The organism is Micromonospora sp. NPDC048986, from assembly GCF_040649335.1.
Lineage (GTDB): Bacteria > Actinomycetota > Actinomycetes > Mycobacteriales > Micromonosporaceae > Micromonospora > Micromonospora alfalfae.
Map to the genome: position 1 here is coordinate 160282 of NZ_JBEZFJ010000015.1, position 25805 is coordinate 186086.

Annotated in this window: 22 protein-coding genes; 6 read left to right on the top strand and 16 right to left on the bottom strand. The window is 72.0% G+C overall.

Annotation, left to right across the window (positions count from 1 at the left end):
* The first annotated feature begins 2 nt into the window (after positions 1-2).
* Entirely contained in the window at positions 3-1202 is a 1200-nt protein-coding gene (locus tag AB0B94_RS27235) for an FAD-dependent monooxygenase (RefSeq protein WP_357286410.1), read from the top strand.
* 93 nt (positions 1203-1295) lie between these two features.
* Here the strand turns inward: AB0B94_RS27235 and AB0B94_RS27240 are convergent, their stop codons facing one another.
* Together AB0B94_RS27240 and AB0B94_RS27245 are read right to left on the bottom strand one after the other, a co-directional pair.
* Positions 1296-3089 carry an adenylyl cyclase gene (locus AB0B94_RS27240; protein ID WP_357286534.1) on the bottom strand — a complete coding sequence of 598 codons (1794 nt, stop codon included), beginning with the start codon at positions 3087-3089 and terminating at the stop codon, positions 1296-1298.
* A 377-nt stretch (positions 3090-3466) separates the two neighbouring features.
* A complete protein-coding gene (locus AB0B94_RS27245) occupies positions 3467-3661 on the bottom strand; it encodes a hypothetical protein (RefSeq protein WP_357286413.1) in 195 nt (64 codons plus the stop codon).
* Positions 3662-3952: 291 nt separating this feature from the next.
* Here AB0B94_RS27245 and AB0B94_RS27250 point away from each other — a divergent pair, with 291 nt between their 5' ends.
* Positions 3953-6994 (top strand): BTAD domain-containing putative transcriptional regulator, encoded by a 3042-nt coding sequence (locus AB0B94_RS27250; RefSeq protein WP_357286416.1) that lies wholly within the window; start codon positions 3953-3955, stop codon positions 6992-6994.
* Between the two features lie 7 nt (positions 6995-7001).
* On the opposite strand, the gene AB0B94_RS27255 is transcribed toward AB0B94_RS27250, so the two are convergent.
* The 6 genes from AB0B94_RS27255 to AB0B94_RS27280 form a co-directional block, all read right to left on the bottom strand.
* Positions 7002-7556: a dihydrofolate reductase family protein gene (locus AB0B94_RS27255; protein ID WP_357286419.1), complete on the bottom strand. Its 555-nt coding sequence runs from the start codon at positions 7554-7556 to the stop codon at positions 7002-7004.
* A 73-nt stretch (positions 7557-7629) separates the two neighbouring features.
* Positions 7630-8196 carry a hypothetical protein gene (locus AB0B94_RS27260; RefSeq protein ID WP_357286422.1) on the bottom strand — a complete coding sequence of 189 codons (567 nt, stop codon included), beginning with the start codon at positions 8194-8196 and terminating at the stop codon, positions 7630-7632.
* Between the two features lie 17 nt (positions 8197-8213).
* Entirely contained in the window at positions 8214-10058 is a 1845-nt protein-coding gene (locus tag AB0B94_RS27265; protein ID WP_357286425.1) for a prolyl oligopeptidase family serine peptidase, read from the bottom strand.
* Positions 10059-11837, bottom strand: coding sequence for an N-acetylglutaminylglutamine amidotransferase (locus AB0B94_RS27270; protein ID WP_357286428.1), 1779 nt, complete (start codon positions 11835-11837; stop codon positions 10059-10061).
* Positions 11838-11936: 99 nt separating this feature from the next.
* Positions 11937-14606 carry a carboxylate--amine ligase/circularly permuted type 2 ATP-grasp protein gene (locus AB0B94_RS27275; RefSeq protein WP_357286432.1) on the bottom strand — a complete coding sequence of 890 codons (2670 nt, stop codon included), beginning with the start codon at positions 14604-14606 and terminating at the stop codon, positions 11937-11939.
* Positions 14607-14718: 112 nt separating this feature from the next.
* Positions 14719-14898, bottom strand: a complete 180-nt coding sequence (locus tag AB0B94_RS27280; RefSeq protein WP_357286436.1) for a hypothetical protein — start codon at positions 14896-14898, stop codon at positions 14719-14721.
* Positions 14899-15011: 113 nt separating this feature from the next.
* Between AB0B94_RS27280 and AB0B94_RS27285 the strand changes: the two genes are divergently transcribed.
* On the top strand, positions 15012-15644 hold the full coding sequence (locus AB0B94_RS27285; protein ID WP_357286537.1) for a helix-turn-helix domain-containing protein: 633 nt from the start codon (positions 15012-15014) through the stop codon (positions 15642-15644).
* Between the two features lie 110 nt (positions 15645-15754).
* On the opposite strand, the gene AB0B94_RS27290 is transcribed toward AB0B94_RS27285, so the two are convergent.
* The 5 genes from AB0B94_RS27290 to AB0B94_RS27310 form a co-directional block, all read right to left on the bottom strand.
* Complete coding sequence (locus AB0B94_RS27290; protein ID WP_357286440.1) at positions 15755-17107, bottom strand: cellulase family glycosylhydrolase; 1353 nt, start codon at positions 17105-17107, stop codon at positions 15755-15757.
* Positions 17108-17218: 111 nt separating this feature from the next.
* Positions 17219-17821 (bottom strand): dihydrofolate reductase family protein, encoded by a 603-nt coding sequence (locus tag AB0B94_RS27295; protein ID WP_357286443.1) that lies wholly within the window; start codon positions 17819-17821, stop codon positions 17219-17221.
* A 134-nt stretch (positions 17822-17955) separates the two neighbouring features.
* Positions 17956-18522: a helix-turn-helix domain-containing protein gene (locus tag AB0B94_RS27300; RefSeq protein WP_357286446.1), complete on the bottom strand. Its 567-nt coding sequence runs from the start codon at positions 18520-18522 to the stop codon at positions 17956-17958.
* Positions 18523-18526: 4 nt separating this feature from the next.
* The gene (locus AB0B94_RS27305; protein WP_357286451.1) at positions 18527-19087 is read right to left on the bottom strand and encodes a hypothetical protein; all 561 of its coding nucleotides are present in this window, start codon (positions 19085-19087) and stop codon (positions 18527-18529) included.
* Between the two features lie 25 nt (positions 19088-19112).
* A complete protein-coding gene (locus AB0B94_RS27310) occupies positions 19113-19472 on the bottom strand; it encodes a hypothetical protein (RefSeq protein WP_357286454.1) in 360 nt (119 codons plus the stop codon).
* A 167-nt stretch (positions 19473-19639) separates the two neighbouring features.
* Between AB0B94_RS27310 and AB0B94_RS27315 the strand changes: the two genes are divergently transcribed.
* Entirely contained in the window at positions 19640-20617 is a 978-nt protein-coding gene (locus tag AB0B94_RS27315; RefSeq protein WP_357286457.1) for an aldo/keto reductase, read from the top strand.
* On the opposite strand, the gene AB0B94_RS27320 is transcribed toward AB0B94_RS27315, so the two are convergent.
* From AB0B94_RS27320 to AB0B94_RS27330, 3 genes are read right to left on the bottom strand one after another with little or no spacing between them, the layout of a single operon-like run.
* Positions 20611-21375: a DUF2071 domain-containing protein gene (locus AB0B94_RS27320; protein WP_357286460.1), complete on the bottom strand. Its 765-nt coding sequence runs from the start codon at positions 21373-21375 to the stop codon at positions 20611-20613. The two genes, AB0B94_RS27315 and AB0B94_RS27320, sit on opposite strands and share 7 nt — an antisense overlap.
* 37 nt (positions 21376-21412) lie before the next feature.
* Positions 21413-22570 carry a winged helix DNA-binding domain-containing protein gene (locus AB0B94_RS27325; RefSeq protein WP_357286463.1) on the bottom strand — a complete coding sequence of 386 codons (1158 nt, stop codon included), beginning with the start codon at positions 22568-22570 and terminating at the stop codon, positions 21413-21415.
* Complete coding sequence (locus tag AB0B94_RS27330; protein WP_357286466.1) at positions 22567-23700, bottom strand: epoxide hydrolase; 1134 nt, start codon at positions 23698-23700, stop codon at positions 22567-22569. Before AB0B94_RS27330 ends, AB0B94_RS27325 begins: the two co-directional genes overlap by 4 nt.
* 62 nt (positions 23701-23762) lie before the next feature.
* Between AB0B94_RS27330 and AB0B94_RS27335 the strand changes: the two genes are divergently transcribed.
* Together AB0B94_RS27335 and AB0B94_RS27340 are read left to right on the top strand one after the other, a co-directional pair.
* The gene (locus AB0B94_RS27335; protein ID WP_357286469.1) at positions 23763-24731 is read left to right on the top strand and encodes a YafY family protein; all 969 of its coding nucleotides are present in this window, start codon (positions 23763-23765) and stop codon (positions 24729-24731) included.
* A 93-nt stretch (positions 24732-24824) separates the two neighbouring features.
* Positions 24825-25748: a sigma-70 family RNA polymerase sigma factor gene (locus AB0B94_RS27340; protein ID WP_357286472.1), complete on the top strand. Its 924-nt coding sequence runs from the start codon at positions 24825-24827 to the stop codon at positions 25746-25748.
* Positions 25749-25805: the final 57 nt, after the last annotated feature.

Here is a 25805-nt window from a genome sequence, read left to right on the forward strand (position 1 = left end):
CGATGAACCAGCGGATTCTCATCTCCGGGGCCGGCATCGCGGGGCCGACCCTGGCCTTCTGGCTGGCCAGGTATGGCTTTGCGCCCACAGTGGTCGAGCGTGCGCCCGGCCTGCGTGCGGGCGGCAACGGTGTCGACATACGCGGGCGGGCTGTTGACGTCGCCGAGCGGATGGGGATCATGCCGCGGGTTCGGGCGGCGGCAGCGGACGTCATCGGCATGTCCTTCGTGGACACCCGCGGCCGGAGTGTGGCCCGCATCGACATGCGAGCAATCCAGGGCAGGGCCGCCAGCACCGAGGTCGAGATCATGCGCGGCGACCTGGCGGCGATTCTGCACGAGACGACACAGGACGACGTCGAGTACATCTTCGATGATTCGATCCGCACCTTGGACCAGGACGACGATGGCGTGACGGTCACCTTCGCGCACGCTCCGACCCGCCGGTTCGACCTGGTCGTTGGCGCCGACGGCACACACTCCACCGTGCGGGATCTGGCCTTCGGCCCGGAATCGCGGTTCCTCAGACACCTCGGGTACTACTTCGCATCCGCCAACGCGGACCCTGGCCTGGGTGAGCGGCGGTGGGTGACGCTCTACAACCGGCCGGGTCGGGCGGCGGGAATCTATCGCTCGGGCAACCACGCCGCGGCGAAAGTGAACTTCCTGTTCCGCAGCAGGCCCCTGAGGTACGACCACCGGAACGTCGAGCAGCAGAAGCGATTGCTGAGGGAGGCGTTCGCCGACCTGTCATGGCACGTCCCGGACCTGCTGGCGGGCGCACTCACCGACCCCGACTTCTACTTCGACGCACTGAGCCAGGTGCGGATGACGTCGTGGTCGTCAGGGCGCGTGACGCTCGCCGGGGACGCCGCGCACTGTGCCTCACCGGCTGCGGGTGCCGGGGCGACGCTGTCTCTCATCGGCGCCTACCGACTCGCGGGAGAACTCGCATCCGCCGGTGGGGATCATCGGATCGCCTTCCGCCGGTACGAACACGGCCATCGAAGGATGGTCCAGCGGAGTCAGTCGAACCTCTTCATCGGCATGATCGCGCCGAAGAGCCGGGCCGGCATCCGGGCTCGAAACACGATGGCCCGACTCCCCCTGCTCGGAGCCATGGCAGGAGTGGAACGACGCCTACAGCCGAGGCTCCTGCCGCTGCCGCACTATGGGCCGGCCGCCGGGTCTCAGTCGAGCTAGGCGAACCACCCGCAGCCGGCCGGGGCCCCACAAACCAGCCAGAGGGGCCGGAGCCATCGTCGGCTCCGGCCCCGTCGGTACGCCCGGTCCCCGCTACAAGGTCGGGTACTGGGCCAGATAGATCGGAGCGCCGACCTTCGTCATGTCGGCCGCGTCCCCGACGCCGTTGACCACATGGTCGATCGTGCCGGCGCTGAGGTTGACGGTCATGATGTGGTGCAGCCGCACCCCGGGCCGGTTCGGGACCTCGAAGCCGTTCTCGGTGTGGATCGACGGGTTGTTCTGGTTGAACACGTACACCCCGCCGCCGTACAGGGTGTGCTGACGCACCCGGTCACCGACCTTGTACCCGGCCCAGCCCTCGACCGCGCCGTTCATCCAGTCGGCCTGCGTCGGCGGGTCGTACGGCAGCTCGTTTTGGTAGAGGATCGTGGTGCCGTGCTCGCCGTTCCAGACCGTGTTGTAGCGCTGGAAGTGCTCGACGAACAGGCCCGTCGCTGTCACGTGATCGCCGTTGATGACGGCGCCGTAGCGGCCGGTGTTCGTACGCCAGCGGTCGGTGTCACCGTTGACGCCCTCGGTGAAGCCCTCGACGCCGTGATCACCACGCCACACCCAGGTGTGGTCGATGAGCACGTTGTCGCTGTTGACCTCCAGCGCGGTGTTCGTCCGCCCGATGTGCGGGCCGCCGACCCGGAAGTACACATCGGAGAGCGTGGTCGGGTTGTGCGGGCTGCTCGCGTTGCGGCCGTGCTCACGTCCGACCCGCAGCAGGACCGGCGACTCGACGAGGCCGGCGTCGATAGTGACACCGGCGACGATCACTCCGGGAACACCGGCCACGTCCAGCGGGATCGCGCCGTTCACGGCGGTCAGCGTGGCGTGCCCGATCCCTAGCACCACGGTGTTCGGACGCAGAACCTCGATGCTGCGCGCGATGTCGTACGTGCCGGGCGTGAGCAGCAGGTGCTTGCCGCGCGCCAACTGGCTGTTGATGACGCGGACCGGGTCGGACGGCTTGGCGATGAAGAAGTCATCGATCCCGATGGTCCGCCCCGGCGTGATGCCGTCGGCCCAGGAGACGCCCCGGCTGTCGCGTTGCGCGGCAGGCACCCGTACCTGGTAACGACCCTTGCCGTCGACGAAGAGGTAGGGCTTCTCCCGGCTGATCGGGGTGGTCTCGAGGGTGGTGTACGGCGGGTCGGGGAACGCGGCGTCGTCGGGCGCGCCCTCGACGCCCGCGAACACCTGGTTCCACACCGCGTTGGACCAGCTCGCGACCTCGCTGTTGCGGGTCAGCCACTGCTGCTGGGAGCCGTTGGTGGTGGCCGGCAGCCGCGAGTCGGCGATGAACCCGCCGCTGGCGTACTGCGGGCCGGCGGTGCAGTAGTCCATCAGCGACAGACCGCCGCCGCCGATGTTCAGTCGGCGCATCGACACCGCCTGGGAGACCGCCCAGAAGTTCGCCGACGACCGGCAGTCGTCCTGGCCGGCCGCGTTGATGGTGAGCGAGAGGTTGGACAGGGTGCGCCAGAAGTTGACCAGCGCGAGGCAGTTGCCGGTGCCGCCGTCGGCCAGGCAGCGGTTGTAGACCTCCAGCTTGCCGTTGACGGTGACGTCGGTGGGCGAGGCGCCCAGACCGGACACCTCGGTGTAGTAGCCGACCTTGGCCTGCAACGGCTGCGCGGCAGTGCCGTACGTGCCGGGCTTGAACAGGTAGGCGTGCCGCTCGGTGCCCATCTCGTTGTCGACCTGCCGGGCGTGCGCCGCGTCGAGGGTCTGCTGAATGTCGCCGACCGGCATGGACGGGTCGAAGATCGTCACGTTCGGGCCGAAGTCGGGTGCGCCGTGCGTCGGTCGGCCGGCGCTGGCCGCCGTGCTGGTCATCGTGGTGGCGGTGGTCAACACCAGAGCGAGCAGGAGGGTACGACCAGATCTCCGGCGCACGTCTCGGGACACTGTTGTCACGTGGTTCGTCCTCTCCGCTGGCCGGCGTACTTCCGGCGCAGCTGGGGGCGGTGAGAGCGCTCTCTGAGCCCGACGGTCGAGGGTGGGGTCGCACCGAAGGGTTGACATGTTTCTACCCCCTGAGCCGGCCGCGCGCCATGACCACGGAGGCGCGAACTTCAAGCCGAGCGGTGATGCGGGCCGGCCCGTTGTCAGCCAGAAGGCTTATGCAGCGCCGGCCCACCCTCCTGCGGAGGGCGGGCCGGCGCGACGGCGCGAGAGGCGCAACGGTGTGGGAGGCGCGACGGCGCGGGAGGTCAGCGCACCCGGCGGCGGCCGTGGGCACCGGCAACGATCGCCACGCCGACGGCGGCGAAGGCGACCTGCAGGATCAGCTCGATCCAGTCGATCCCGCTGGTCTCGTCGACACCGAGGGCGCCGGCCACGAGCGTGCCGAGGACCAGCCTGATGATGACGGCGGCGAAAAAGCCGGAGATCCCAGGGGAAGCCACGTCCCCACTCGAACCCATGCGATCTTGCACTTTGTGCTGCCGTAATGCGGCTTACGCCACGTATATCACCGCAGAAGGTGCAAGATCGCGGGAGAGTGGGTCTCAACCCTCTACGCCCTCGATCATGGAGTTGTGGTGGTGCACAGAACGGATTTTCGCGGCTAAAGCGGCCACCATAAGTCCATGATCGACGGAGGCGGGGTGGGGTGCGGGGTACGGGGGTGGGAGTGGGGGCGGGGCGGTGGTCCCCGTCCGTCGCGGTGTGCTGTGGGTCGGCGCACCGGCGCTAGGATGACCGCCGTGCAGTTCGGGGTGCTCGGGCCGCTCGCCGTGACCACGGACGCCGGCGAGCCGGTGGTGGTGCCCGGCACCAAGGTACGGGCCTTGCTGGCCGACCTGTTGGCCAACCGCAACCAGGTCGTCTCGGCGGACCGCCTCATCGACGACCTGTGGGGTGACGACGCCCCCGCCAATCCGGGCGGAGCCCTCCAGGTGCGGGTGTCGCAGCTGCGCAAGGCGCTCAACGACGCCGAGCCCGGCGCCCGCGAGCTTGTCGAGTCCCGGCCACCCGGCTACCTGCTGCGGGTCGACACGGTCGACGTCGGCCGCTTCGACGAACTGGCCCGCTGCGCCGATGTCGAACGGCTGACCGAAGCCCTCGCGTTGTGGCGCGGCGAGGCGTACGCCGACGTGGCCGACGCCGAGTTCGTGCGCGCCGAGGCGGCCCGCCTCGCCGAGCAGCGCCTCGTCGTTCAGGAGCGGCTGGCGCAGGCCCGACTGGCCCGGGGCGAGCATGACCTGGTGGCCGCGGACCTGGCCGAGTTGGTCGCCAGGCATCCGCTGCGCGAGGGCCTGCGGGCGGTGCAGCTGCGCGCGTTGTACGCGGCCGGCCGCCAGTCCGAGGCGTTGGAGAGCTACGCCGAGCTGCGGGCCCGCCTCGCCGAGGAGTTGGGCCTCGACCCCGGCCCGGAGCTGGTCGCCCTGCACCGCAGGATCCTCGAACAGGACGCCGGCCTGAACGCCCCGCCGCGGGCGGCGATCATCCGGAACAGTCTGCCGGCCCCGCTCGACGAGTTGATCGGGCGGGACGAGGCGCTGGCCGAGCTACTGGCGCTGCTGCCCCGGCAGCGACTGGTCACGCTGGTCGGGCCAGGTGGCGTCGGCAAGACACGGCTGGCCACCGAGACGGCCCGAGCGGCGTCCTACCCGGACGGTGTCCAACTGGTCGAGCTGGCACCACTCCCGGCCGGCGACGCCCGCGTCGCCGAACAGGTGCTCGGCGCCCTGGGCGCCCACGAGGCCGCCGGAACGACCCAGTCCCCCGCCGACCGGGTGGTCACGGCCCTGCGGCACCGGCAGCTGCTGCTCGTGCTGGACAACTGCGAACACGTCATCGAACCGGTCGCCGAGCTGGTCGCCCGGCTGCTGCGCGACGTGTCCGGGGTGAGCGTGCTGGCCACCAGCAGAGAGCCACTCGGGCTGACCGGTGAGCTGATCTGGGAGGTACCCCCACTGCCGGTGCCGGACGACGGTGACCTGGAGGCGGTCCGGCGCTCGGCGGCGGCCCGGTTGTTCGTCGCCCGCGCCGCGGCGCAGCAGCGCGGTTTCCGCCTCGACGGGCAGACCGCGACAGGGGTGGCCCAGCTCTGCCGCCGCCTCGACGGTCTGCCGCTGGCGTTGGAGCTGGCCGCGACCCGGGTCCGCGCGCTGGGCGTACGCGGGGTGGTGGACCGGCTCGACGACCGGTTCCGGTTGCTCACCACCGCGCAGCGGGACGTGCCACATCGACAGCGGACACTCACCGCGGTGATCGGCTGGAGCTGGGACCTCCTGGACGAGTCCGACCGGGTGGTGCTCGCCCAACTGGCGGTGTTCCCGGACGGCTGCACCCCGGAGGCCGCCGAACAGGTCTGCCGAACCGACCTGGACGTCCTCGCCCGGCTGGTGGACCGGTCGCTTGTGGTGCTCGACGACTCCGGCGCGGCCCCCCGCTACCGGCTGCTCGAATCGGTTGCCGCGTTCTGCCTGGACCGCCTCACCGACGCCGACGAGGTACGCGGGCGGCACGCCACCTACTACACCGAGCTGGCCGAACGGGCCGACCCCGGGCTGCGCGGGGCCGACCAGCAGCGGTGGCTGGCACTTCTCGACACCGAGCTGGCGAACCTGCGGTCGGCGCTGGCGCACGGTGGCGGGCTGCGCCTGGCTGTCGCACTGAGCTGGTACTGGTTCCTGCGCGGCCGGCTCACCGAGGCACGGCGGGCGCTGGCCGTGCCCGGCGACCCGGAGCAGGAGGCCCGCGCGGCACCCTGGCGGGTCGGTTTCGCCCTGTCGCAGGGTGAGGTGATCGCACCGGAGGACGTACGCGCCGCAGTGGCCGCCGACCCGGGCAGCCACGCCGCGTGGTTCGCGGCCAACGCGGTGATCGAACACGGCGACCTGGCCCTGGTGTCGGAGCTGCTGCCCACCGCCGCGACCGATCCGTGGACCGAGGCGGCGGTGCTCACCTCCCTGGCCCACATCGCCCACGCCAACGGTGACCAGGCCACCCTGGAGCGCACCGCGACCCGCAGCGCCGCGCTCTTCGCCGACCTCGGCGACCGGTGGGGTCGGCTCCGGGCGACCGAGTGGGTGGGTGGGCTGGCCGACATGCGCGGCGAGCACGAGCGCGCCGCCGCGCTGCACCGCGACGGGCTGCGCTGGGCCGAGGAGCTGGCGCTGTGGCCGCAGGTCTGCGCCGAGCTGTCCTGGCTGGCCTGGCTCGCCGTGCAGACCCGCGACTACGCGCAAGGTCGGGAACTGGCCGAACGCGCCTACGACCTGGCGGTGGAGCAGGGCTCGCCCGGAGCGTTGATCTTCGCGGAGATGAGCCTCGGGCTGGCCGCCCGCCGCGACGGCAAGCTCGATCTGGCCGTCACCCACCTCAGCCACCTCGCCGACCTGGGCCGCGGCGAGAGCCAATCCGCGCTCTACCTGCCGATGGTGCTGGTCGAGCTGGGCTACGCGGTCGAGCAGGGCGGCGACCCGGACGCCGCGTTGGCCCTGCACATCGAGGCGTTCGAGGCCGCCGAGGCGATGGCGACGATGCGCGACGCGGTCGGCCCGCTGGAGGGGATGGCGGCGGCGGTCCGCTCCCCCGAGGTCGCCGCCCGACTGCTGGGCGCCGCAGCCGCCGCCCGACTCGCCACGCGGTCCCCCGCCGCTCCAGCCGAACGCGACGACACCGACCGGACGACAGCACGACTGCGGGCCGAACTCGGGCCGGAACGCTTCGACGCGCTGCTCGCCGAGGGCGCGCAGCTGAGCCCGGGCGAGGCCCGGGCCCAGCTCTGACCGGTGCTCAGGAGAACACCTTCGGCTGGTACGAGGCGACGATCACGCCGCTCTTGTGCACCCGGGTGTCGACCAGGTCGAACGACGCCTTGACGTCGGCCAGCGGCGTGGTGAGGCTGGGGCCGCCCTCCAGCACCGGGTGGATCCAGAACCGGACCTCGTCCACCAGGCCCGCCCGGAGCAGTTCGGCGGTGACCGAGCCGAAGCCGTACTGGATGATGTTCTTGCCCGGCCGGGCCTTGAGCGCGGTGACCGCCTCGACCAGGTCGCCCTGGAGCACCTCCGTGTTGTTCCAGGTGGGGTTGGTCAGGGTGGTCGAGGCGACGTACTTCTTGACGTTGTTGAAGTACGCGGCGCCAGTGGTCGGGTCGCTCTCGTCCCTGGTCGGCCATGCGGCGGACATGCCGTCGTAGGTGGCCCGGCCCATCAGCATCGCGTCGGCCTCCTCGGTCTGCGCCCCGGCCAGGCTGGCGGCCTCCTCGTCGAAGTACGGCATGGTCCACATCGGGTTTTCGATGACGCCGTCGAGGGTGATGTAGGTCGAGTTGATGAGCTTGCGCATCGGGATCTCCTGGGTGTCTGTCGTGCTCTCCGGTGACACCCAGAACTCTGCCGGAGCCCGCTTACGATTCGCTTCAGGTGCTCTTACCCGCGTCGTCGACGGGGCCCTGCGCCGGGTCGGTCGACGGGATCGGCAGCGCCTGCGGGGTGACAGTGCCGCCGCCGGTCGAGTGGGCCGGGGCGGGGCGGTCACCGCCGCGGCTGTGCAGCCGCCCGCGCCCCGCCGGCCCGGCCCGCCGGGTCACCTCGACGGTCACCATCCGCACCGGCGGTGGCGGCGGCGTGAAACGCCCGACGCCCCACCGCACCCAGATCGGGATCCGGCCGGCGTCCGCCTCCGCGCGCAGCTTCTGCACCGTACGGGCCCGGTCGGTGTGGTCGACCTCCACCACGACGGGTGGGCCGTCCGGACGGGCACACGCCACGTCGAGCACCGAGTGTCGCTGCTCCAGCGGCGGTGGCAACGGCAGCACGCTTGGCGCACGCCGGTAGACCCGCCAGCCCTGGGCCTGCGCCCACCGCACCACCGAGTCGATCACCCGTGCGGTGACCTCGTCGGTGTCCAGGTCGACGAAGGTCACCTCGGCCAGCCAGCGACCCAGGTCCGTGGCCAACCGCTCGTCCTGCGCCGCGACCTCCACCGGCGCAGGATAACGCCTCAGCCGAAGACGCCCGCGGTCGCGGCGAGGTGCCGGGTCAGCCAGCCGGTGGTGGCCGCACGGGCCGCCTCGGCGTTGGTCCGGGACAGGAAGTCGTGCCCCTCCCCGGCGAGCACCAGGTGCCCGTGCGGCACACCGCGGTCGGCGAGGGCCTGGGCGACCTGCGCCGACTCGCCGGCCGGCACGTTCGTGTCGTTGGCGCCGTGGATCAGCAGCACCGGCACGTCCAGCCGGTCGATGTGGGTCAGCGGGGAGAGGTCGCGCAGCAGGTCGGCGTCGCGGTGCGGGTCGCCGTACTTGCTGACGGCGGCGGCGGCGATCCACGGCTCGGTGCCGGCGAAGAAGGTCCGGAAGTCGGAGATGCCGCACTCGGCGACCCCGGCGGCGAACAGCCCGGGGAAGTTCACCAGCACCGCGAGGACCAGGTATCCGCCGTAGGAGCGACCCAGACAGCCGAGCTGGCCGGGCCGGGCGACGCCAGCGTCGACGAGGAAGTCGGCGCAGGCCGCCACGTCGGCGATCGCGCCGAAGCGGCCGGCGAGGTTGTCGGCGGCGACGAACGAGCGGCCGAACCCGGACGACCCACGGACGTTGGGCGCGAAGACCGCGATGCCCTTTGCCACCAGGGCCTGGAACAGCGGGTTGTAGCCGGGACGCTCCTGCGCCTCCGGGCCACCGTGCAGGCTGATCGCGGTCGGCCACGGGCCCGGCCCAGCCGGGCGGTAGAGCCAGCCGGAGAGCGCCAGCCCGTCCCGGGCGCGCAGGTCGAGAAGGTGCGGTGCGACACCGGCATCGTCACAGCGCGGGGCGGTGGCCGGCCGCAGCGGGCGCGGCACCCCGGTTGACGGGTCGACCAGCCACAACTCCCGGGGCTGCACCGGCCCCTGCGCGGTGAGGCAGAGCAGTCCGCCGTCGGCGGCGAAGACGGCGTCGCCGAGCACCTCGCCGGGGGCGGTGACGGCCCGCTGCACACCGCTGGCGAAGTCGAGCAGGCTCAGCTCGCTGCGCCCGCCGTAGGTGTTCCACAGCAACGCGCCGCGCTGCCCGTCCGCGCTGGGCGTGACGTGTTCCAGCTCGGCGTCCGGTCGCCCGGCGAGCCGGGTCGGCGGCTGCTCCGGTCGGGTCAGGTCGACCCGCACCAGCGCGGCGAGTTCGGAGTACGCGTCGGTGCGGGCCAGCACGCTCGTTCCGTCCGGGCCGAACCAGCCCTGGTCGGTGCTGCCCCGCCCGGTGTCCGGGAACAACCGCCGCCGAACGCCGGTGGCCACGTCGAGCACCTCCAGCCAGCGGGCGTTACGGGGACCACGGCGCAGCAGCGCCACAGCAGCGTCCGGGGTCACGTCCAGGAGGGTGAGCAGGTCGCCCTGCGCGAGCACCCGCCGGTGCCCGGTGTCCGCGTCGACCAGCAGGGCCTGCCCGTGCTCGTCGGTCTCGGTGACCGACAGCACCGCGCCGTGCGGCAGCCAGCCAGCCAGCGCGGCGCTGCGGCGACCGAACCCGGCGACCTGGTGACGTCGCGTGCCGTCCGGGCGCAGCACCCACAGCTCGGTGCGGGGCGCGCCACCGGGGGCGACGACACAGGCCAACCACCGGCCGTCCGGGGACCAGCTCAGCGCGAGGACCGGCTCGTCACCGACTGGCACCGCGACGGGCTCACCCGCGTCGACCTGGCAGACCCAGACGCCGGGCGTGCCGGCCCGGTCCGAGAGGAACGCCACCCGGCGGCCGTCGGGGGACGGGGCGGGGGCGAAGTCCTCGCTGATCGGCACCGGCGGCGACACCGGCCGGTGGCTGGCGGGTCGGGGCCGCCGGGTGGTGCGCGGCGGCTCAATCCGTACGCTCATCTAAACCCCGATCCGCTGCAACCAGAGCTCCAGCAGCCCGAGCTGCCAGAGCGCGTTGGAGCCCAGCGTGGTCCGCCGGGCGTTCGGCGCGTCCAGCAACTCCTCCAGGTAGTCCTTGCGGAACAGGCCCCGCTCGCGCGCCGGTCCGGCGGTCAGCGCGTCCCGCACGTCGTCGAGCAGTGGACCGGAGAGGTGCCGGATGGCGGGCACCGGGAAGTAGCCCTTCGGCCTGTCGATCACCTCGTCCGGGACGATGCCCCGGCTCGCCGCCTTCAGCACCCCCTTGCCGCCCTGCGCCAGCTTCATCGCGGGTGGGCAGGCGGCGGCCAGCTCGACCACCTCGTGGTCGAGGAACGGCACCCGGGCCTCCAGCCCCCAGGCCATCGTCATGTTGTCGACCCGCTTGACCGGGTCGTCGACGAGCATCACCAGACTGTCCAGGCGCAACGCCGCGTCCAGCGCGGTGTCCGCTCCGGGCGCGCCGAAGTGCGCGGCGACGAACTCCAGGCTGGCGTCGTGGTCGAGCATCCACTCGGGCGCCAGGTGCCCGCCGAGCGCGTCGTGACGACGGTCGAAGAACACCCGGGCGTACGCCTCGACGGCGTCCGCGCGGGCCACGTTGGCCATCGGCGGGTACCAGTCGTAGCCGGCGAGGATCTCGTCGGCGCCCTGCCCGGACTGCACCACGGTGATCCGCTGCGAGACCTCCTCGGAGAGCAGGTGGAACGCTACGCAGTCGTGGCTGACCATCGGCTCGCTCATCGCCGCGATGGCCTGGTGCACGGCGGGGACGAACCGCTTCGCGCCGATGCGGATCTGCTGGTGGTCGGTGTCGAAGTGGCGGGCCATCAGGTCGGAGTAGTGGAACTCGTCGCCGCTCTCCCCCGCCGACGCCTCGAAGCCGATGCTGAAGGTGGCCAGGCCGGTCTGGCCCTGCTCGGCCAGCAGGGCGACGATCAGGCTGGAGTCGAGACCGCCGGAGAGCAGCACGCCGACCGGCACGTCGGCGACCATCCGCCGTCGTACGGCGGTGCGCAACGCCGCCATGAGCCGTTCCTGCCACTCGTTGGCGGACATGGCGGGCACGGCGGCCCGGTTGAACTCCGGCCGCCAGTAGGTGGTGTCCGTGCTCCGGCCGTCCGCGGTGATCACCCGCACGGTGGCCGGCGGCAGCTTGCGGACGCCGGCGAGGATCGTGCGCGGCGGCGGCACCACCGAGTGGAAGCTCATGTAGTGGTGCAGCGCCACCGGGTCGAGGTCGGTGTCCACGTCACCGGCGGCGAGCAACGCCGGCACTGTCGAGGCGAAGCGCACCCGGCCCGGCCCTTCGGCCAGGTAGAGCGGTTTGATGCCGAGCCGGTCCCGGGCCAGCACCACCGTGTGCGTGGCCAGCTCGACCAGGGCGAACGCGAACATCCCGTAGAACCGCTCGACGCAGGCCGCCCCCCACCTGTGGTACGCCTTGAGGATCACCTCGGTGTCCGAGGTGGACCGGAAGGAGTAGCCGGCGGCGGTCAGCTCGTCGCGCAGCTCCCGGTAGTTGTAGATGCAGCCGTTGAAGACAGTGGCCAGACCCAGCTCGGTGTCGACCATCGGCTGGGCGCCCGCGTCGGACAGGTCGATGATGCGCAGCCGGCGGTGCACCAGGGCCACCGGCCCGTGCTGCCACCGACCCTCGCCGTCCGGGCCCCGGGAGGCCAGGGCGGGGAGCATCCGCTCGACGGCGGCCAGGTCCGGCGGCGCTCCGTCGAGGCGGAACTCGCCTCCGATACCGCACATGGCGTACACCTCTCATCGGCTGGATCCGCTGGGGGCCGCTGACCGGTCCAGGCTTGGCGGCCCGGGTTGCGTCCCGATGACGGGTGGGTCAAGCGTCGGTTACGCCGACTGTTCGTCGGCTCCACCGAGCAGCCAGGTGTCCTTCGACCCGCCGCCGCGCGACGAGTTGACGATCATGCTGCCGGCCGGAGCCACCCGGGTCAGTGCCACCGGCGCGACCTCGGCGGTGTCACCGAGGAACACGAACGCCCGCAGGTCGACGTGACGGGGAGCCAGCGCCGTGCCGTCGAAGACCGGGTGGGTGGTCAGCGCGATCATCTCCTGGGCGATCCACCGGTGCGGGGCCGCGAGGATCTGCTCCCGGACGGCGGCCAACTCCTCCACCTCGGCGCGGGGGCCGATCACCACCCGGTCACCGCCGTACCCGTCGACCGGCTTGAGCACCAGCTCGTCGAGCCGGCCCAGCACCTCGGCCCGCTGCTCGGGCAGCCCACACAGGTACGTCGGCACGTCCCCGAGCAGCGGCTTCTCGCCCAGGTAGTACTCGATCAGCCGGGGCACGTACGCGTACAGGGCCTTGTCGTCACCGACACCGTTGCCCAGCGCGTTGGCCAGCGTGAGCCGTCCGGCGTGCACCGCGGCGAGCAGCGGCCAGCCCAGCGGCACCCCGTCCGCGCCGGGCGCGTGCAGCAGCGCCTCCTCGTCCATCCGCAGGTAGATCACGTCGACCTCGCGGCGGCAGCCCTCGCGGACCAGTCGGACCCGGCCCTCCTCCACCAGCAGGTCGCTGGTCTCGGTCAGCGGAACCCCCATCTCGTCGGCGAGCAGCCGATGCTCGAACCACGCCGGATCACCGGGGCCGCTGCTGAGCACCACCACGGCGGGGTCGTCGGCCGCGGCGGGCGCGGCGGCGACCAGCGCCCGGTACAGCATCGCCGGTGTCTCGTCGGCGGGCAGCAGATCCTCCGGCACCGGCAACTCCGGCAACACCGCCTGGGTCAGCCGACGGTTCTGCACCGCGTAGCCGATCCCGGAGGGCACCCGCAGGTTGTCCTCCAGCACGTACCAGCCGCCGTCCGGTTCCCGGACGAGGTCGGTGCCGGACACCTGGGCGCGGGTGCCCCGACGGCCCATGAGCGCGCCTGTCGGGCGTAGCCCGGGTGAGGACTCCACCACCCACGCCGGCACCACGCCGTCGGCCACCACGGCCCGGTCGGCGTAGACGTCGCGCAGGAACGCGTCGAGGGCGCGGGCGCGTTGCACCAGGCCGGTACGCAGGCTCCGCCAGTCGGCGGCGGGCACCACCCGGGGCACCAGGTCGACCGGGAAGAGCCGGGTGCTCGCCTCGCCGGCCACGCTGAACGTCACACCTCGGGCCCGCTGCTCCTCGTCGCGGTCGTGTTCGCGTTGACGCAGGGCCCCGGCGCCGAGTTGGCGCAGGGCCGCGAGCATCGGGGCGTACGCCGGTTGCGGTCCGGCCGGTCCGAAGACCTCGTCGCCGGCGTCGACGTACACGGGCAGCGCTGGCGGTGTCGGCGCATCCGGCTGCGGAGCACGGACCCGGCCCCGGGTCTCGTCGAGCAGCAGGTCGACCACGTCGGCCAACCGGCCCCGTCGCTCGTACGCCCGCCGCTGCCGCGCCGCGCAGCTGCCACGGTCCAGCGCGTACCGGGTCAGCTCGCTGACCTGCTCCCAGTCCCCGGTCGCCACCAGCTGTGGGCGCAGGTCGGTCACCAGACGGCGGACCGCCTGGGCGGCCGGCACCGGCCGGGCCGACCGGGGCAGGTCGAGCAGGTCACCTTCCAGCCCGGAGCGGGCGGCCCGCCACACCGCGGCGCGCAGCACCGGTGGTCGCACGGCAGTGCGTTCCACACCGGCGCGCAGGGCGGCGACCTCCCGTCGGACGAGCGCCCGGAACAGACCGGTGAGCAGCACGATGGTCTCGACGTCGGGGTTGGCGTCGGTGATCCGCAGCTCCACTGTGGGCACGTGCGCCGACGGCCGGACGTCGAAATAGATCATGGCGGGGTCGGTGATGGTCTCGGAAGAGATCAGCTCGGCGACCAACGCCTCGTGGTCCGCCGCGCTGGTCACCTCGCCCGGGTCACCGGCGGTGGGCCAGCGCTGCCAGACCAGGGACCGGACGCTGGCGTAGCCGCTGTCCTGGCCCATCCAGTACGGCGAGCTGGTGGAGAGGGCGAGCAGCACCGGCAGCCACGGCTGGACCCGACGGGTGACCGCCACCGCCAGGTCCCGGTCGGAGACACCGACGTGCACCTGCGCGCCGCAGATCAACTGCTCCCGGGCGAGCATCTGATACTCGTCGAGCATCCGCCGGTAGCGGGAGGTGGGGGTGACGCTGGGGTCGCCGTCGGCGCGCAGCGGCACCGTACCGGCCGCCACGATGCCCAAACCGGCCCGGTCGGCGACCTGGACGGCCGCCTGCCGCAGCCGGGTCAGCTCGGCGCGGATCTCGTCCAGGGTGCGGCAGACAGCGGTGTTGGTCTCCACCACGCTGCGGTGCAGTTCGGCGGTGAACGAGGCCGCCGGCAACCGGTCGAGCAACTCCCCGGCGCGGGGCACCAACTCCCGGGTGTGCAGGTCGACGACGTGGAACTCCTCTTCCACCCCGATCGTGGCCAGGTCCGCCGGGTCGCCGTCGTCCAGCGACAGGACCGGATTCGTACGGGGGGTGGGCAGCGTCCGGCCGTTGCCGGACCGGCCCACCGGCTCGTCGTACGTCGGCGCGTTCGTGGTGTTGTCGGCCATTGTCACCCCGGTTCGCGTGTCGGTGGTCTGGCTGTCCGACGAGCGTTCCCAGGGTTGGTACCGGGGGTGTTTCCGGCGCGTTAAGGTGACGCGCCCGTTCTGTTCGCGCTGCTCAGCGTCGCGTCGCCCGGTACTCGATGGCCGCGGCGACCCGGTTGGCGGTGGTGGCGTCGAGTTCGCGTTCGGTGAGCCACAGGCCCAGATCAAGTCCGGCCGACAGCGCGCCGGCGGTGACCCGGTCACCGTCGTCGACCACCCGCTCGTCGAGGACTGTGACGTCGTGCGCGCGCAACTCGTCGTACGCGTTGCGGTTGGTGGTCGCCCGCCGACCCGTCAGTAGGCCGGCGGACGCGCGCCCTCGAAGCGCTGCGGCTCGCCCACCGTCGTGGCGCCCGCATCGCGTCGATCTGCACCGGCGCCTTCGCGCTGGCCCAGGCCGGTCTGCTCGACGGCCGCCGCGCGACGACCCACTGGGCGCACGCCGACGCGCTCGCCCACGAGCACCCACTGGTGTCAGTGGACGCGGGGGCGCTCTACATCGACGAAGGCGAGGTGCTCACCAGCGCCGGACTCGCCGCCGGTCTTGACATGTGCCTCTACCTCGTCGGCCGCGACCACGGGCAGGCCGTCGCGATCCAACGGGCCCGCCACATGGTCACACCACTGCACCGGGCCGGCGGTCAGGCCCAGTTCATCCCGGTCGGCGTAACGGGTCCGGACGACGAGTTGGCCACTGTCACCGCGTGGGCGAGCGGCAACCTGCACCGCCCGATCACCGTCGCGGACCTTGCCCGGCAGGGCGTGATGTCCAGCCGTACGCTGCACCGCGCCTTTCAGAGTCGGCTCCGGATGAGCCCACGAGCCTGGCTGATCCAGCAACGGCTGCGCGCCGCCTGCACTCTGCTCGAGGACGGCGCAATCACCATCGACGAGATCGCACGGCGCACCGGCCTGGGCACGGCGACCAACCTCCGGGCGCATTTCCAGCGGGCCTTCGCCACCACCCCTACCGCGTACCGGCGGGCTTTCACCCCCTGACCCTGCGACGGTGGTCGTGCTGGGGGGTGATGTCGGGGTGTCCCGCCGGCCTGGACACCCCGACATCAGCAGTCTCGATTCGAACAGTCCCGGTCAAGGCGCCGCCGGGATCACCTCATGTTCGCCACCACGAACGGCGCGTGGCCGTGCAGGTGGTTGGTCCACCCGCCGGTCACCGGCGCCCCCGGGCTGAGCAGGTTGGTGGTGTCGGTGCCGACGTCGAGTTTCCAGGCCGTCCAGGAAATGCCGTTCGCCTTCATCCAGTCGATCCAGGACTGCGCCTCCGGCAGACAGGACCGGCCGTCGAGGCCGCCGTCGGCGTTACTGGCACCCCATTCCGTGACGAACAGCGCCAGGCCCGCGCGGATCGCCGCGTCGCCCTTGGCGCGCAGCGACGCCCCGTGCGTGCAGGAGTAGAAGTGCAGGGTGTACATCAGGTTGGTGCCGGTGACCGGGCTGGCCGCCGCGACGTCCACGTCCTGTGACCAGGTCGGGGTGCCGAGCACGACGATGTTGTCCGGGTCGGCGGCGCGGATCGCGGACACCACCGCCTGGTGGTACGGCTTGATGACATTGGTCCAGCTCACCTGGAGCGGCTCGTTGTAGGGCTCCCAGATGACGTTGGGCAGGTGGCCGTAGCGGCGGGCCAGGTCACCGAAGAAGGCGACCGCCTGGGACTGGTTGTTCTGCGCCTCGTGCGCGTGCCAGTCGACGATCACGTAGACCCCGGCGGTGACCGCGTTGTTGATGATGGTCTCCACCTGCGCGCGCGCCTTGGCCGGGTCACTGAGGTACGCCCCCGCCGGCTCCACGCCCATGGCCGCGCGGATCACCTGGAGATTCCAGTTGTCGCGCATCCAGGTCAACGCGGAGAGGTTCTCGGCGTACGGGGCCGTCTCCCAGTTGAGCCACATGCTGCTGATGCCCCGTAGCTGCACCCGCGCGCCGGACCTGTCGCACATCGTGGTGCCGCAGACCCGCAGTTGCCCGTGTCGCTCGACCGGGGTGCCGGTGGTCGGCGGCGGGGTCGTCGGGGGCGGGGTGGTGGGCGGCGGCGTGGTCGGGGGCGGGCCGCCGGCGCAGGACGCGCCGTTCACCGTGCAGTTGAGCGGGGTGCCGGTGCCGTTGACGAGAAAGCCGAACGAGGTGGAGGCGCCGGCGGCGAGGGTGCCGTTCCAGGACACGTTGGCGAAGGTGTAGTGGCTGCCCGAGGTCGTCTGTTGCGCGTTCCACGACTGGCTGACCGTCGAGGAGGATGGCAGGTCGAACTCGACCCGCCAGCTGGTGATCGGTGCGGAGGTGTCGTTGGTGACGGTGACCTGCCCCTGGTAGCCGTTGCCCCAGTTGTTCGTCACCGAGAACACGGCCCTCGCCGCGCTGGCCGGTGTGGCGGCGACCACTGCCACCCCACCGGCGAGCAGGCCGGCGACGGCCAGGGTCGTGACAAGTCTCAGTGTGCGCATGCGGAACCCGCTTCGGATCGACGGTGGTGGTCTGAGGCGGGGCGGCGCCTGCGCGCAGGATATCGATCAATGACTATGGGAGCAAGGTGGGGGCGCTTGCCCCCGCGGCGCTCAGGCCGCTGGGCGTACCCGATAGGCCAGGTGGGTGACGCCATCGCCCTCGACGACGCTGAACGGGCCGTCCAGCTGAAGTGGCGCGATCCTCAGGTCGGCGAAGAGCGGGATGCCGGCGCCGAGCAGAACCGGGACGAGGTCGACGTGCACCTCGTCGAGCAGGCCGGCCTCGACGACCTGGGCGGCGATGGCGCCGCCGTTGACGCCGACCTCCTTGTCGCCGGCGATCGCCTTCGCCCGGGCGATGGCGCTTGCGATGCCGTCGGTGACGAAGACGAAGGACTCGTTCTCGGGTGCCCAGCCCTCCGGCACGCTGTGCGTGACAACCACGACTGGCACGTCCAACGGATGCCGGCCACCCCACCCGCTGGTGATGTCGAAGAGCCTCCTGCCGACGACGAGTGCGCCGGTCCGCTCGGTGAGCGCCCGCAGGTGCCGGGCGCTCGCGGCGGACGTCCGGAAGGTCAGCTCGGGGTCGACCGTCGGCGTCTCGACGTCGCCGTTCTCGTACCACTGGAAGAGATACTCGAAGCCGCCGTGGGACGCGTCCGCGATGTAGCCGTCCAACGACATCGTCGCTCCGGTCGTCACCTTCGTCATCGATCCACTCCTCGGTCCGTGCCGTGTCGGCTCGTCGGCGAGGCCGGCTGTCTCCGGCCCTCAACACGTTGTCGAAGCCGCGCTACCGTCCTCGACACGTCGGCCGAGCTTTCCCCCAGTGTCAGCCGTGGCCGTCAGGGGCGCAGCGCGTTGAGCACGAGGTCGGCGTAGCGGCGCCACACCGCCGGGTCGCGCTCGTCGAGCACGATGAGCTGCCGGACCGCTCCGCAGAGGATTACCCGGATGTCCAGCTCCCCGGCGTCCGGGCGGATCTTGCCGGTCGCTCGGGCTGCCGCCACCAGTTGCCCGATCAGTTCCAGGATGCGCGCGGCGGGCACCAGCCTGCCCTCGAAGAACGCGTCGGCGAGGACCCGGTCGCGGGCGAGGCGTCCGAACAGGTCGGGCACGAAGGAACACCACTCCCGGTACGCGTCGACGCCGTCGAGCGCCGCACGGGTGCGCTGCTCCAACTCCTCGAACTGCCGCTGGACGACCGCGACGATCAGGTCTTCCTTGCTGGGGTAGCTGCGGTACACGGTCGCGCGACCCACCCCGGCCCGCTCCGCCACCTGCGGTACCGTCACCTGGAGACCCTGCTCGCTGAAGAGCTGCCGGGCGGCGGCGATGACCCGCTCCTGGTTGCGACGGGCGTCCAGCCGCCGGTGGGGAACATCCGGGTCGCTCGGCGTCGGCGCGGTCATCGCCTCAGTCTGCCCGCTCGGTCTCGTCGGTCAGCAGCGGCTCGTCGCCGTACACGGTGCTGAGTTCGACGTTGAGCACCGTGGCCACCCGGCCGAACGACCAGTAGTAGCCGATCACCTGGAGCACCTCGACGATCTCGCGCTCGCTGAGGATGTGCCGCACCTGGTCGAAGAGGTCGTCGGGAACCCGCGGTGACCGCACCACCTCGGCGGCGAACCGGATGAGCGTCCGGTCGTATGCGGAGAGGTACGGGTTGTCGATGTCCCGACTGCTGATGATCTCGCGGGTGCGCTCGTCGACGCCGGCCGTCGCGGACATCGGGCCGTGCTGGGCCGCCACGAACTCGCACCCGGTGTGCTCGGCCACGGTGAGGATGACCAGTTCCCGCGAGCGGGCGGGCAGCTCCAACGAGGTGAACTGCGCCCTCGCGAGCTGGATGAAGAGGTTCACGGTGCCGGTCGAGTGGGTCAGCATCTTGACCATCGGGTCGGGCGGCAGGGCGGACACGACGTCGCGGACGTCGGCCGGGATCGCGTTCGGGTCGGGGTCGGCAAGGCGGGGCATGGCTCTCTCCTGTGTTGGTCGTGGTTCAGGCGGGCAGGTCGAAACCCGTCTCGCTGAGGTGGCGGAAGCGGCCGTCCTCGGCGTACGTCCCGAAGATGGCGATCTCCCGCTTGGCGGTCGACCCATCGGCCACTGTGATCTCGTAGACGTGTCGTTCGGCGTAGCGGGAACCGTCGCGCAGCTCGTCGAGGACCCGCACGGTGCCGCTGACGATCTGACCGCGTACCCGGGTCACCATCTCGACGAATCCGGCCCGGTCGAGGGTCTCGCCGTCGCTGCGGTGGGTGTAGTCGGGGGCGTAGAACTCGTCGAGCGCCTCGGTCAGGTCGCGCGTCGGCTCGAAGACGACAGCGCGCAGGGCGTCGCTGATCCGTACCGGATTCATGGGGCTCCTCGTGGGTCGCTCAGGCATATCCGGACTCTCAGGTCCGCTTAGTGCCACCGTAGCGGACTCCCGAGTCCACTTCCGGTGAGAGTCGTCACGTGCCCGGGAAGCAGCTGTGCCCGCCACGGCGGGTGCGGGTCGGCCGGTCCGGTCGTAGCGTGGGGCGCATGCGAACCACCACGCTGGGCAGCACCGGACCCGAGGTCGGCGTCATCGGCCTCGGCTGCATGGGCATGAGCCACGGCTACGACATCACCGGCCCGCGCGACGACGACACGTCGATCTCCGTCATCCGGCAGGCACTGGACCTGGGCGCGACGCTGATCGACACGTCGGACGTGTACGGGCCGTACACCAACGAGGAGCTGGTCGGGCGGGCGCTGGCCGACGGGCACCGGGAGCGGGCCGTACTGGCCACGAAGGTCGGCCTGGTGGCCACCTCCCTCACCGGTGGCCCCGGCAACTCACCGAAGATCGGCAACAACGGCCGCCCGGAGCACATCCGCGCGGCGATCGACGAGAGCCTGCGCCGGCTCGGCACCGACCACGTCGACCTCTACCAACTGCACCGGGTCGACCCGGAGGTGCCCATCGAGGAGTCCTGGGGCGCGATGGCCGAGGTCGTGGCGGCGGGCAAGGCCCGGCAGCTCGGGTTGTCCGAGGTGACTGTCACGCAGATCGTGCGGGCCCAGGCCGTGCACCCGGTGGCGTCGGTGCAGTCCGAGTTGTCACTGTGGACGCGCGACCCGTCGACCGAGGTGTTGCCGTACTGCGCCGAGCAGGGTATCGCCTTCCTGCCGTTCTCCCCGCTCGGTCGCGGCTTCCTCGCCGGCCGGTTCACCTCGTTCGACGACCTACCCGCCGACGACTTCCGGCGCGGCCTGCCGCGCTTCCAGCAGGACGCGCTGCGTGCCAACCTCGCCATCGTCTCCCGGGTCCGGGAGATCGCCGACCGGGCCGGCGTCAGCCCCGCGCAGGTCGCCCTCGCCTGGGTGGTCGCGCAGGGGGACCAGGTCATCCCGATCCCCGGCACCAAGACCCCGAAGTACCTGGTGGACAACTGCTCGGCCGCTGACGTGCGGCTCAGCGCCGAGGACCTTGCCGACCTGGACGCGCTGCCCGCACCCGAGGGTGGCCGCTACTGAGGCTCCGGCGGCCCGGCACCGCGTGACCGGGCCGCCACCGGCGGGCCGAACCTGACCCCGACACCTGGCGAGTAGAGCACGCTCACCGGTGGCCCGCCCGGTGCCGGTAGCCCGGCGGCGGCGACCAACTCGTCATCCAGGTGCAGCATCTCGGCCCGGTGCAGCGGCCAGCTCGGATGCCAGTTCGGCAGGTGCAGCGTGCGCCCGTACGCCCGGGTGTGCAGCCCCCAGCGGGCGGTGACGAAATGTTCGAGCGGGGTCGGCTCGACGATCCGCTCCCCCACCCGCACCACCATCCGGCTCGTCGCGCCCGCCGGCCCCGGCCAGCGTCGCCGGCAGCGGTAGGTGCGACGGTCGCCGTCGCGATCCAACCGCATCGACGACCACAGGTACGGCAGGCGCAGCGTCGCCCGCGCCACCAGCACCGGCAGCAGACGGGACGCGTCGAGCGACCGGAACACGACAGCTCGGCGGCCGGCGTCGTCGACGGAGTAGAGCCGGACGTTGGTCTCCCAGAAGGTGCCGAAGTACGGCACCCCCGGGCCGCGGCCGAAGCCCAGCCCGACCATCCGGAAACCGATCAGGCCGACAAAGCTGACCCCGTCCAGGGTGTCCGGACGGGTGCCGGCGGGCAGCAACGGCGCGACCGCCTCCGGAGCGACGGCCCAGTGCAGGAAGGTGAGGTCCTCCCAGCGCTGGCGCAGGAGCGCCCAGGGGAACGCCTGCCGGGGCGCGTGGTCGACCGGTTCGGGGTGCACGCTCCCATCGTCGCCCAGGCGGTGAGCCGGCGTGGCCTCAGGCGTGCGGACCGACACTGACGGTGCCGATGGTCAGCGACACCTTGCCCTCCAGGATCGCGCCGACCCGTTCGACCTCCTCCCCCAACGCCCGCTGCTGGGCGGGCCCGAGCGCCCGCAGCGGCTCGACGGTGACCCGGATCGAGCGGCCGGAACGGCGTTGGTGCCACACGCCGGCGACCACCCCGTCGACCAGCAGCACCGGATAGTTGCCGGCCTGACCACCGGCGAGCGCCCGCTCGGCGGCGGCACCCGGGAAGAGCCGTTCGCGGGGGTGACAGCCAACCGCGTACGCGTCGAAGTACGGCAGGAGCCGCAACCCGGACGGCCGGTCGTCGGGGAACTCGGTGTCGTCGGCGCTCACCCAGGCCCGGGTGCCCTCCACCGTCACCTCGGTCAGGTCGAGCGAGTCGAACAGCAACGTCCCCCACCCCGGGGGCACCCCCAGCCACCGGGCGAACTGCGCCGGGGTGGCCGGCCCGTACGCGTGCAGGTAGCCGCGGACGAGGGCGGCCAGAGCGGCGCGGCCGGGCATCGGCGCGAAGTCGGGCAGCCACCGGGTTGGGCTGGTGTACGTGCTGGCCCGACCGCGATTCGGGCCGAAGCAGACCACTCCGGCCCGGGTGGCGGCGGTCATCGCCGCGACCCACCGGGGCCACTTGTCCTGAAACGCCTCCATGACCAGGTCACCCGCCCACGGGCCGGTACGGGCGACGATCTCCTCGGTCAGCTCGGCGGTGGTCAGGTCGGCCTCGGCGACCGCGTCGGCGATGGCCGCGAGGACCTGCTCGGTCTGCCGGGGCGTCAGCAGGACAACGCGCCGCTCCCAGGACGGCGCCGGCAACGCGGTCAGCGCGCCGACCCACATCGGCAGGTCCGCTGCGGCGAGCAGGTGCACCGTCCCGCGTGGCCCACGGGTCTTGACCACCGTGCGATCGGTCCACAGTGCCCGGCGCACCAGGGCGCGGGTCGTGCCCGGCACCCGCAGCCCGATGGACAGCTCGGCGGCCGACGCGATCTGGGCGTGCGCGCCGCAGATCGCCGACACCACGTCGGCGACGTGTGCGGCGTCCTGTGCGGTGGACGCCGCCGGCGTGCTCAGCCGGTGCCGCGCAAGCCGTCGGGCGGACACCTGCGCCCAGCTCAACTCGATCATCGCAGGCCCGCGAAGAACGCGCGGATGTCCGCCGCGTGCGCCAGCGGCTCGTCCATCGCCACGAAGTGGCTGCCCGGGTTGCCCTGCGGCCAGTGGACGATCGTGTTGTCCCGCTCGGCGAGGCGGCGCATCAACGCGGATCCCCCGCCGTACACACCGGACGGCACCAGCCGCTGACCCGTCGGCCAGGCGAAACCGCCATCGTCGGTCACGGTGAGTCGCTCGTACATGGGCCACGACGACGTTCCCGACGTGCCGGTGAACCAGTAGAGGCTCACACTGGTGAGCAGGTGGTCCCGGTCGATGGCCTGCTCCGGCGTCGGCACGGTCATGGTGAACTCCTTGAACTTCTGCATCATCCAGGCCAGCAGCCCGACCGGCGAGTCGTTCCAGGCGTACGAGAGGGTTTGCGGCGCTGCCCGCAGCAGCGCGTGATGGTCGACGCCACCGCTCATCCACTGCTGCATCTGCTCCCACTCGGTGCGTTCCGCCGCGCTCATGTCCGGCACGTCGGCGGCGGTCGGGAAGCCGAACCCCCCGTCGATGTGCACGCCGACGACCTGCTCCGGCGCCACCACGGCCACCCGTGGCGCGAGGTACGCACCGAGGTCGCCGCCCTGGGTACCGAAACGGTGATAGCCGAGGCGGGCCATCAGCTCGACCCACATCCGGGCGAGCCGGTCGATCGTGAACCCGGCCGGCGGCGCCTGCGAGAAACCGTAGCCGGGCACCGACGGCACGACCACGTGAAACGCCTGCGCGGGATGCCCGCCATGAGCGCGTGGGTCGGACAGCGGGCCGATCAGCTCGGTGAACTCGACCACGGAGTTCGGCCAGCCGTGTGTCAGCAACAACGGCAGCGCGTCCGGCTCCGGCGAGCGGACGTGCAGCACATGCACATCCAAGCCGTCGATCTCGGTGACGAGCTGGGCGAAGTCGTTGAGGCGCGCCTCGTGGGCCCGCCAGTCGTAACCATTCGCCCAGTATTCGGCCAGCTCGCGAAGGTACGGCACCGGCACCCCGCGGCTCCAGCCGGTGCCGGGCAACGAGCGGGGCCACCGGGTTCGGGAGAGCCGGTCACGTAGGTCGTCGAGGTCGGCCTGCGGGATGTCGATGCGAAATGGCGTCATGCCGGGAACGCTACGGCCCATATAGGACAGCTTCTGGCACACATCGCTGGCATTCTGGGATCATGTCCGACACCCCCGCCCGACTGCTGGGCCTGTTGTCGCTGTTGCAGACACCCCGCGAGTGGCCCGGCAGCGAGTTGGCGACCCGGCTCGGCGTCAGCCTGCGCACCATCCGCCGCGACGTGGAGCGATTGCGCGACCTCGGCTACCCGGTGCAGGCGACGATGGGCGCGATCGGCGGGTACCGCCTGGTCGCCGGCAAGGCGATGCCGCCGCTGCTGCTCGACGACGACGAGGCGGTGGCGATCGCGGTCGGTCTGCGCACCGCCGCCGGCCACGCGGTGGCCGGCATCGAGGAGGCGTCGGTACGGGCGCTGGCCAAGCTCGAACAGGTGCTGCCGTCCCGGCTGCGGCACCGCGTCAGCGCGCTGGGGGCGGCCACCGAACCGCTGCTCACCTGGGATCGGCCGACTGTCGACCCGGAGCATCTGAGCGCGCTGGCCGCCGCCGTCAACAACCGGGAGCAGCTACGGTTCACCTACCGTCGCCGCGACGGCATGGACACCGAACGGCTCGTCGAGCCGTACAAGCTGGTGTCGGCGGGTCGGCGCTGGTATCTGGTGGGCTACGACAACGACCGTGACGACTGGCGGATCTTCCGGATCGACCGGATCACCGACCTGCGACCCACCCGGACCCGGGTCGCCGCACGGCGACTGCCGGCGTCCGACGCCGCATCGTTCATGACGGAGAAGCTGCTTGAGCTGACGCCCGTCTACCGGGCGGTGGTGACGCTGCACGCGCCGATCGAGCGGATGGCAGGCCCGCTCGGTGGCGCCGGCGTCGATCTGGAGCCGATCGACGCGACCTCCTGCCGGTTGCGCAGCAACGCCGACACTCTGGAGTGGCTGGCGTGGCGCCTGCTGACCCTCGGTTGCGACATGGAGGTGCACGAGCCTCCGGAGTTGATCGCGCACCTGCGGCAGATCGGCTCCCGGGCGACCCGCGCTGCCAGCCCGTCCGCAGCGTAGGACGGCCGACGGCCCGGGCATCGGCACGCCGGCCCGCCGTACGCTTGATGGAGCACAAGCGTTCAGAACGGGCGTTTCGGGGAGGAACTGGGCGTGACGCAGAGCGACGGGGAGCTGGTCGTACTCGCGCAGGCGGGAGACGCGGCTGCGCTGGGGGCGCTGCTGGCCCGGCACGAGGCCGGGATGCGGGCCGTCGCGCTGAGCGTCCTCGGTTACGGACCGGACGCCGAGGACGCGGTACAGGACGCGATGGTCGTCGCCCTGCGTCGCATCGGCGAGGTCCGCGACCCGAACGCCGTCGGCCAGTGGTTGCGAGCCATCGTCCGCAACAACAGTCGGATGACGTTGCGCGGGCCCAGCGCCGTCCCGGTCGCCGAACCCGAATGGTTCACCCGCCCCGCCGACACACCCACCCCGGAGGAGGCACTGGACCGGGCCGCGATGCGCGACTGGGTGTGGCACTCCCTCGGGCAACTGTCCGAACCTGACCGGCTCGTCACCCTGCTGCGGTACTTCAGCGACGCGTCCTCGTACGACCAGATCGCGGCCGTGTGTGGCGTTCCCGTCGGCACCGTCCGCAGCCGCCTCAGCCACGCCCGCCGGGCGCTCGCCGCCGGCCTGCGGGCGGCGGCGGACGCCGCCCACACGGACGTCGCCGCCTCGAACGACTCGCGGTGGCGGGCGGGCCACGACATGATCACCACGGCGATGGGCGGCGACTTCGAGCGGGTGGTCCGCGAGAACTGGTGGCCGGACGCCGAGATGATCGTGCCGGGCGGCCCGCGCGGCGGCCGGGACCTGGCCATCAACGGCATGAACCGCGACCTGACCGCCGGGGTACGTCAGCGGCTGCGCAACGTGGTGGCCAGCGGGGACGTGCTGATCTGGGAAACCGACCTGATCAGCCCACCCGACGACCCGGAGCACTGCCCACCCGCGGCACTGTGGTTGCAGGTGCTGCGCGAGGGCCGGGTGCGCCAACTCACCCTCTTCCACCCCGTCCCCGCGCTGGTCTGAGGAAACTTCTCCGACCGAGCGAACTTTTCCCGCCACCCGCGCATCTGGTTCGCGTCA

Coding starts and splice junctions, on each gene's coding strand:
- AB0B94_RS27235 (WP_357286410.1), top strand. CDS start 3: ATGAACCAGCGGATTCTCATCTCCGGGGCCGGCATCGCGGGGCCGACC.
- AB0B94_RS27240 (WP_357286534.1), bottom strand. CDS start 3,089: ATGACCAGCACGGCGGCCAGCGCCGGCCGACCGACGCACGGCGCACCC.
- AB0B94_RS27250 (WP_357286416.1), top strand. CDS start 3,953: ATGACCGCCGTGCAGTTCGGGGTGCTCGGGCCGCTCGCCGTGACCACG.
- AB0B94_RS27255 (WP_357286419.1), bottom strand. CDS start 7,556: ATGCGCAAGCTCATCAACTCGACCTACATCACCCTCGACGGCGTCATC.
- AB0B94_RS27265 (WP_357286425.1), bottom strand. CDS start 10,058: ATGAGCGTACGGATTGAGCCGCCGCGCACCACCCGGCGGCCCCGACCC.
- AB0B94_RS27270 (WP_357286428.1), bottom strand. CDS start 11,837: ATGTGCGGTATCGGAGGCGAGTTCCGCCTCGACGGAGCGCCGCCGGAC.
- AB0B94_RS27275 (WP_357286432.1), bottom strand. CDS start 14,606: ATGGCCGACAACACCACGAACGCGCCGACGTACGACGAGCCGGTGGGC.
- AB0B94_RS27290 (WP_357286440.1), bottom strand. CDS start 17,107: ATGCGCACACTGAGACTTGTCACGACCCTGGCCGTCGCCGGCCTGCTC.
- AB0B94_RS27295 (WP_357286443.1), bottom strand. CDS start 17,821: ATGACGAAGGTGACGACCGGAGCGACGATGTCGTTGGACGGCTACATC.
- AB0B94_RS27300 (WP_357286446.1), bottom strand. CDS start 18,522: ATGACCGCGCCGACGCCGAGCGACCCGGATGTTCCCCACCGGCGGCTG.
- AB0B94_RS27305 (WP_357286451.1), bottom strand. CDS start 19,087: ATGCCCCGCCTTGCCGACCCCGACCCGAACGCGATCCCGGCCGACGTC.
- AB0B94_RS27310 (WP_357286454.1), bottom strand. CDS start 19,472: ATGAATCCGGTACGGATCAGCGACGCCCTGCGCGCTGTCGTCTTCGAG.
- AB0B94_RS27315 (WP_357286457.1), top strand. CDS start 19,640: ATGCGAACCACCACGCTGGGCAGCACCGGACCCGAGGTCGGCGTCATC.
- AB0B94_RS27325 (WP_357286463.1), bottom strand. CDS start 22,570: ATGATCGAGTTGAGCTGGGCGCAGGTGTCCGCCCGACGGCTTGCGCGG.
- AB0B94_RS27330 (WP_357286466.1), bottom strand. CDS start 23,700: ATGACGCCATTTCGCATCGACATCCCGCAGGCCGACCTCGACGACCTA.
- AB0B94_RS27335 (WP_357286469.1), top strand. CDS start 23,763: ATGTCCGACACCCCCGCCCGACTGCTGGGCCTGTTGTCGCTGTTGCAG.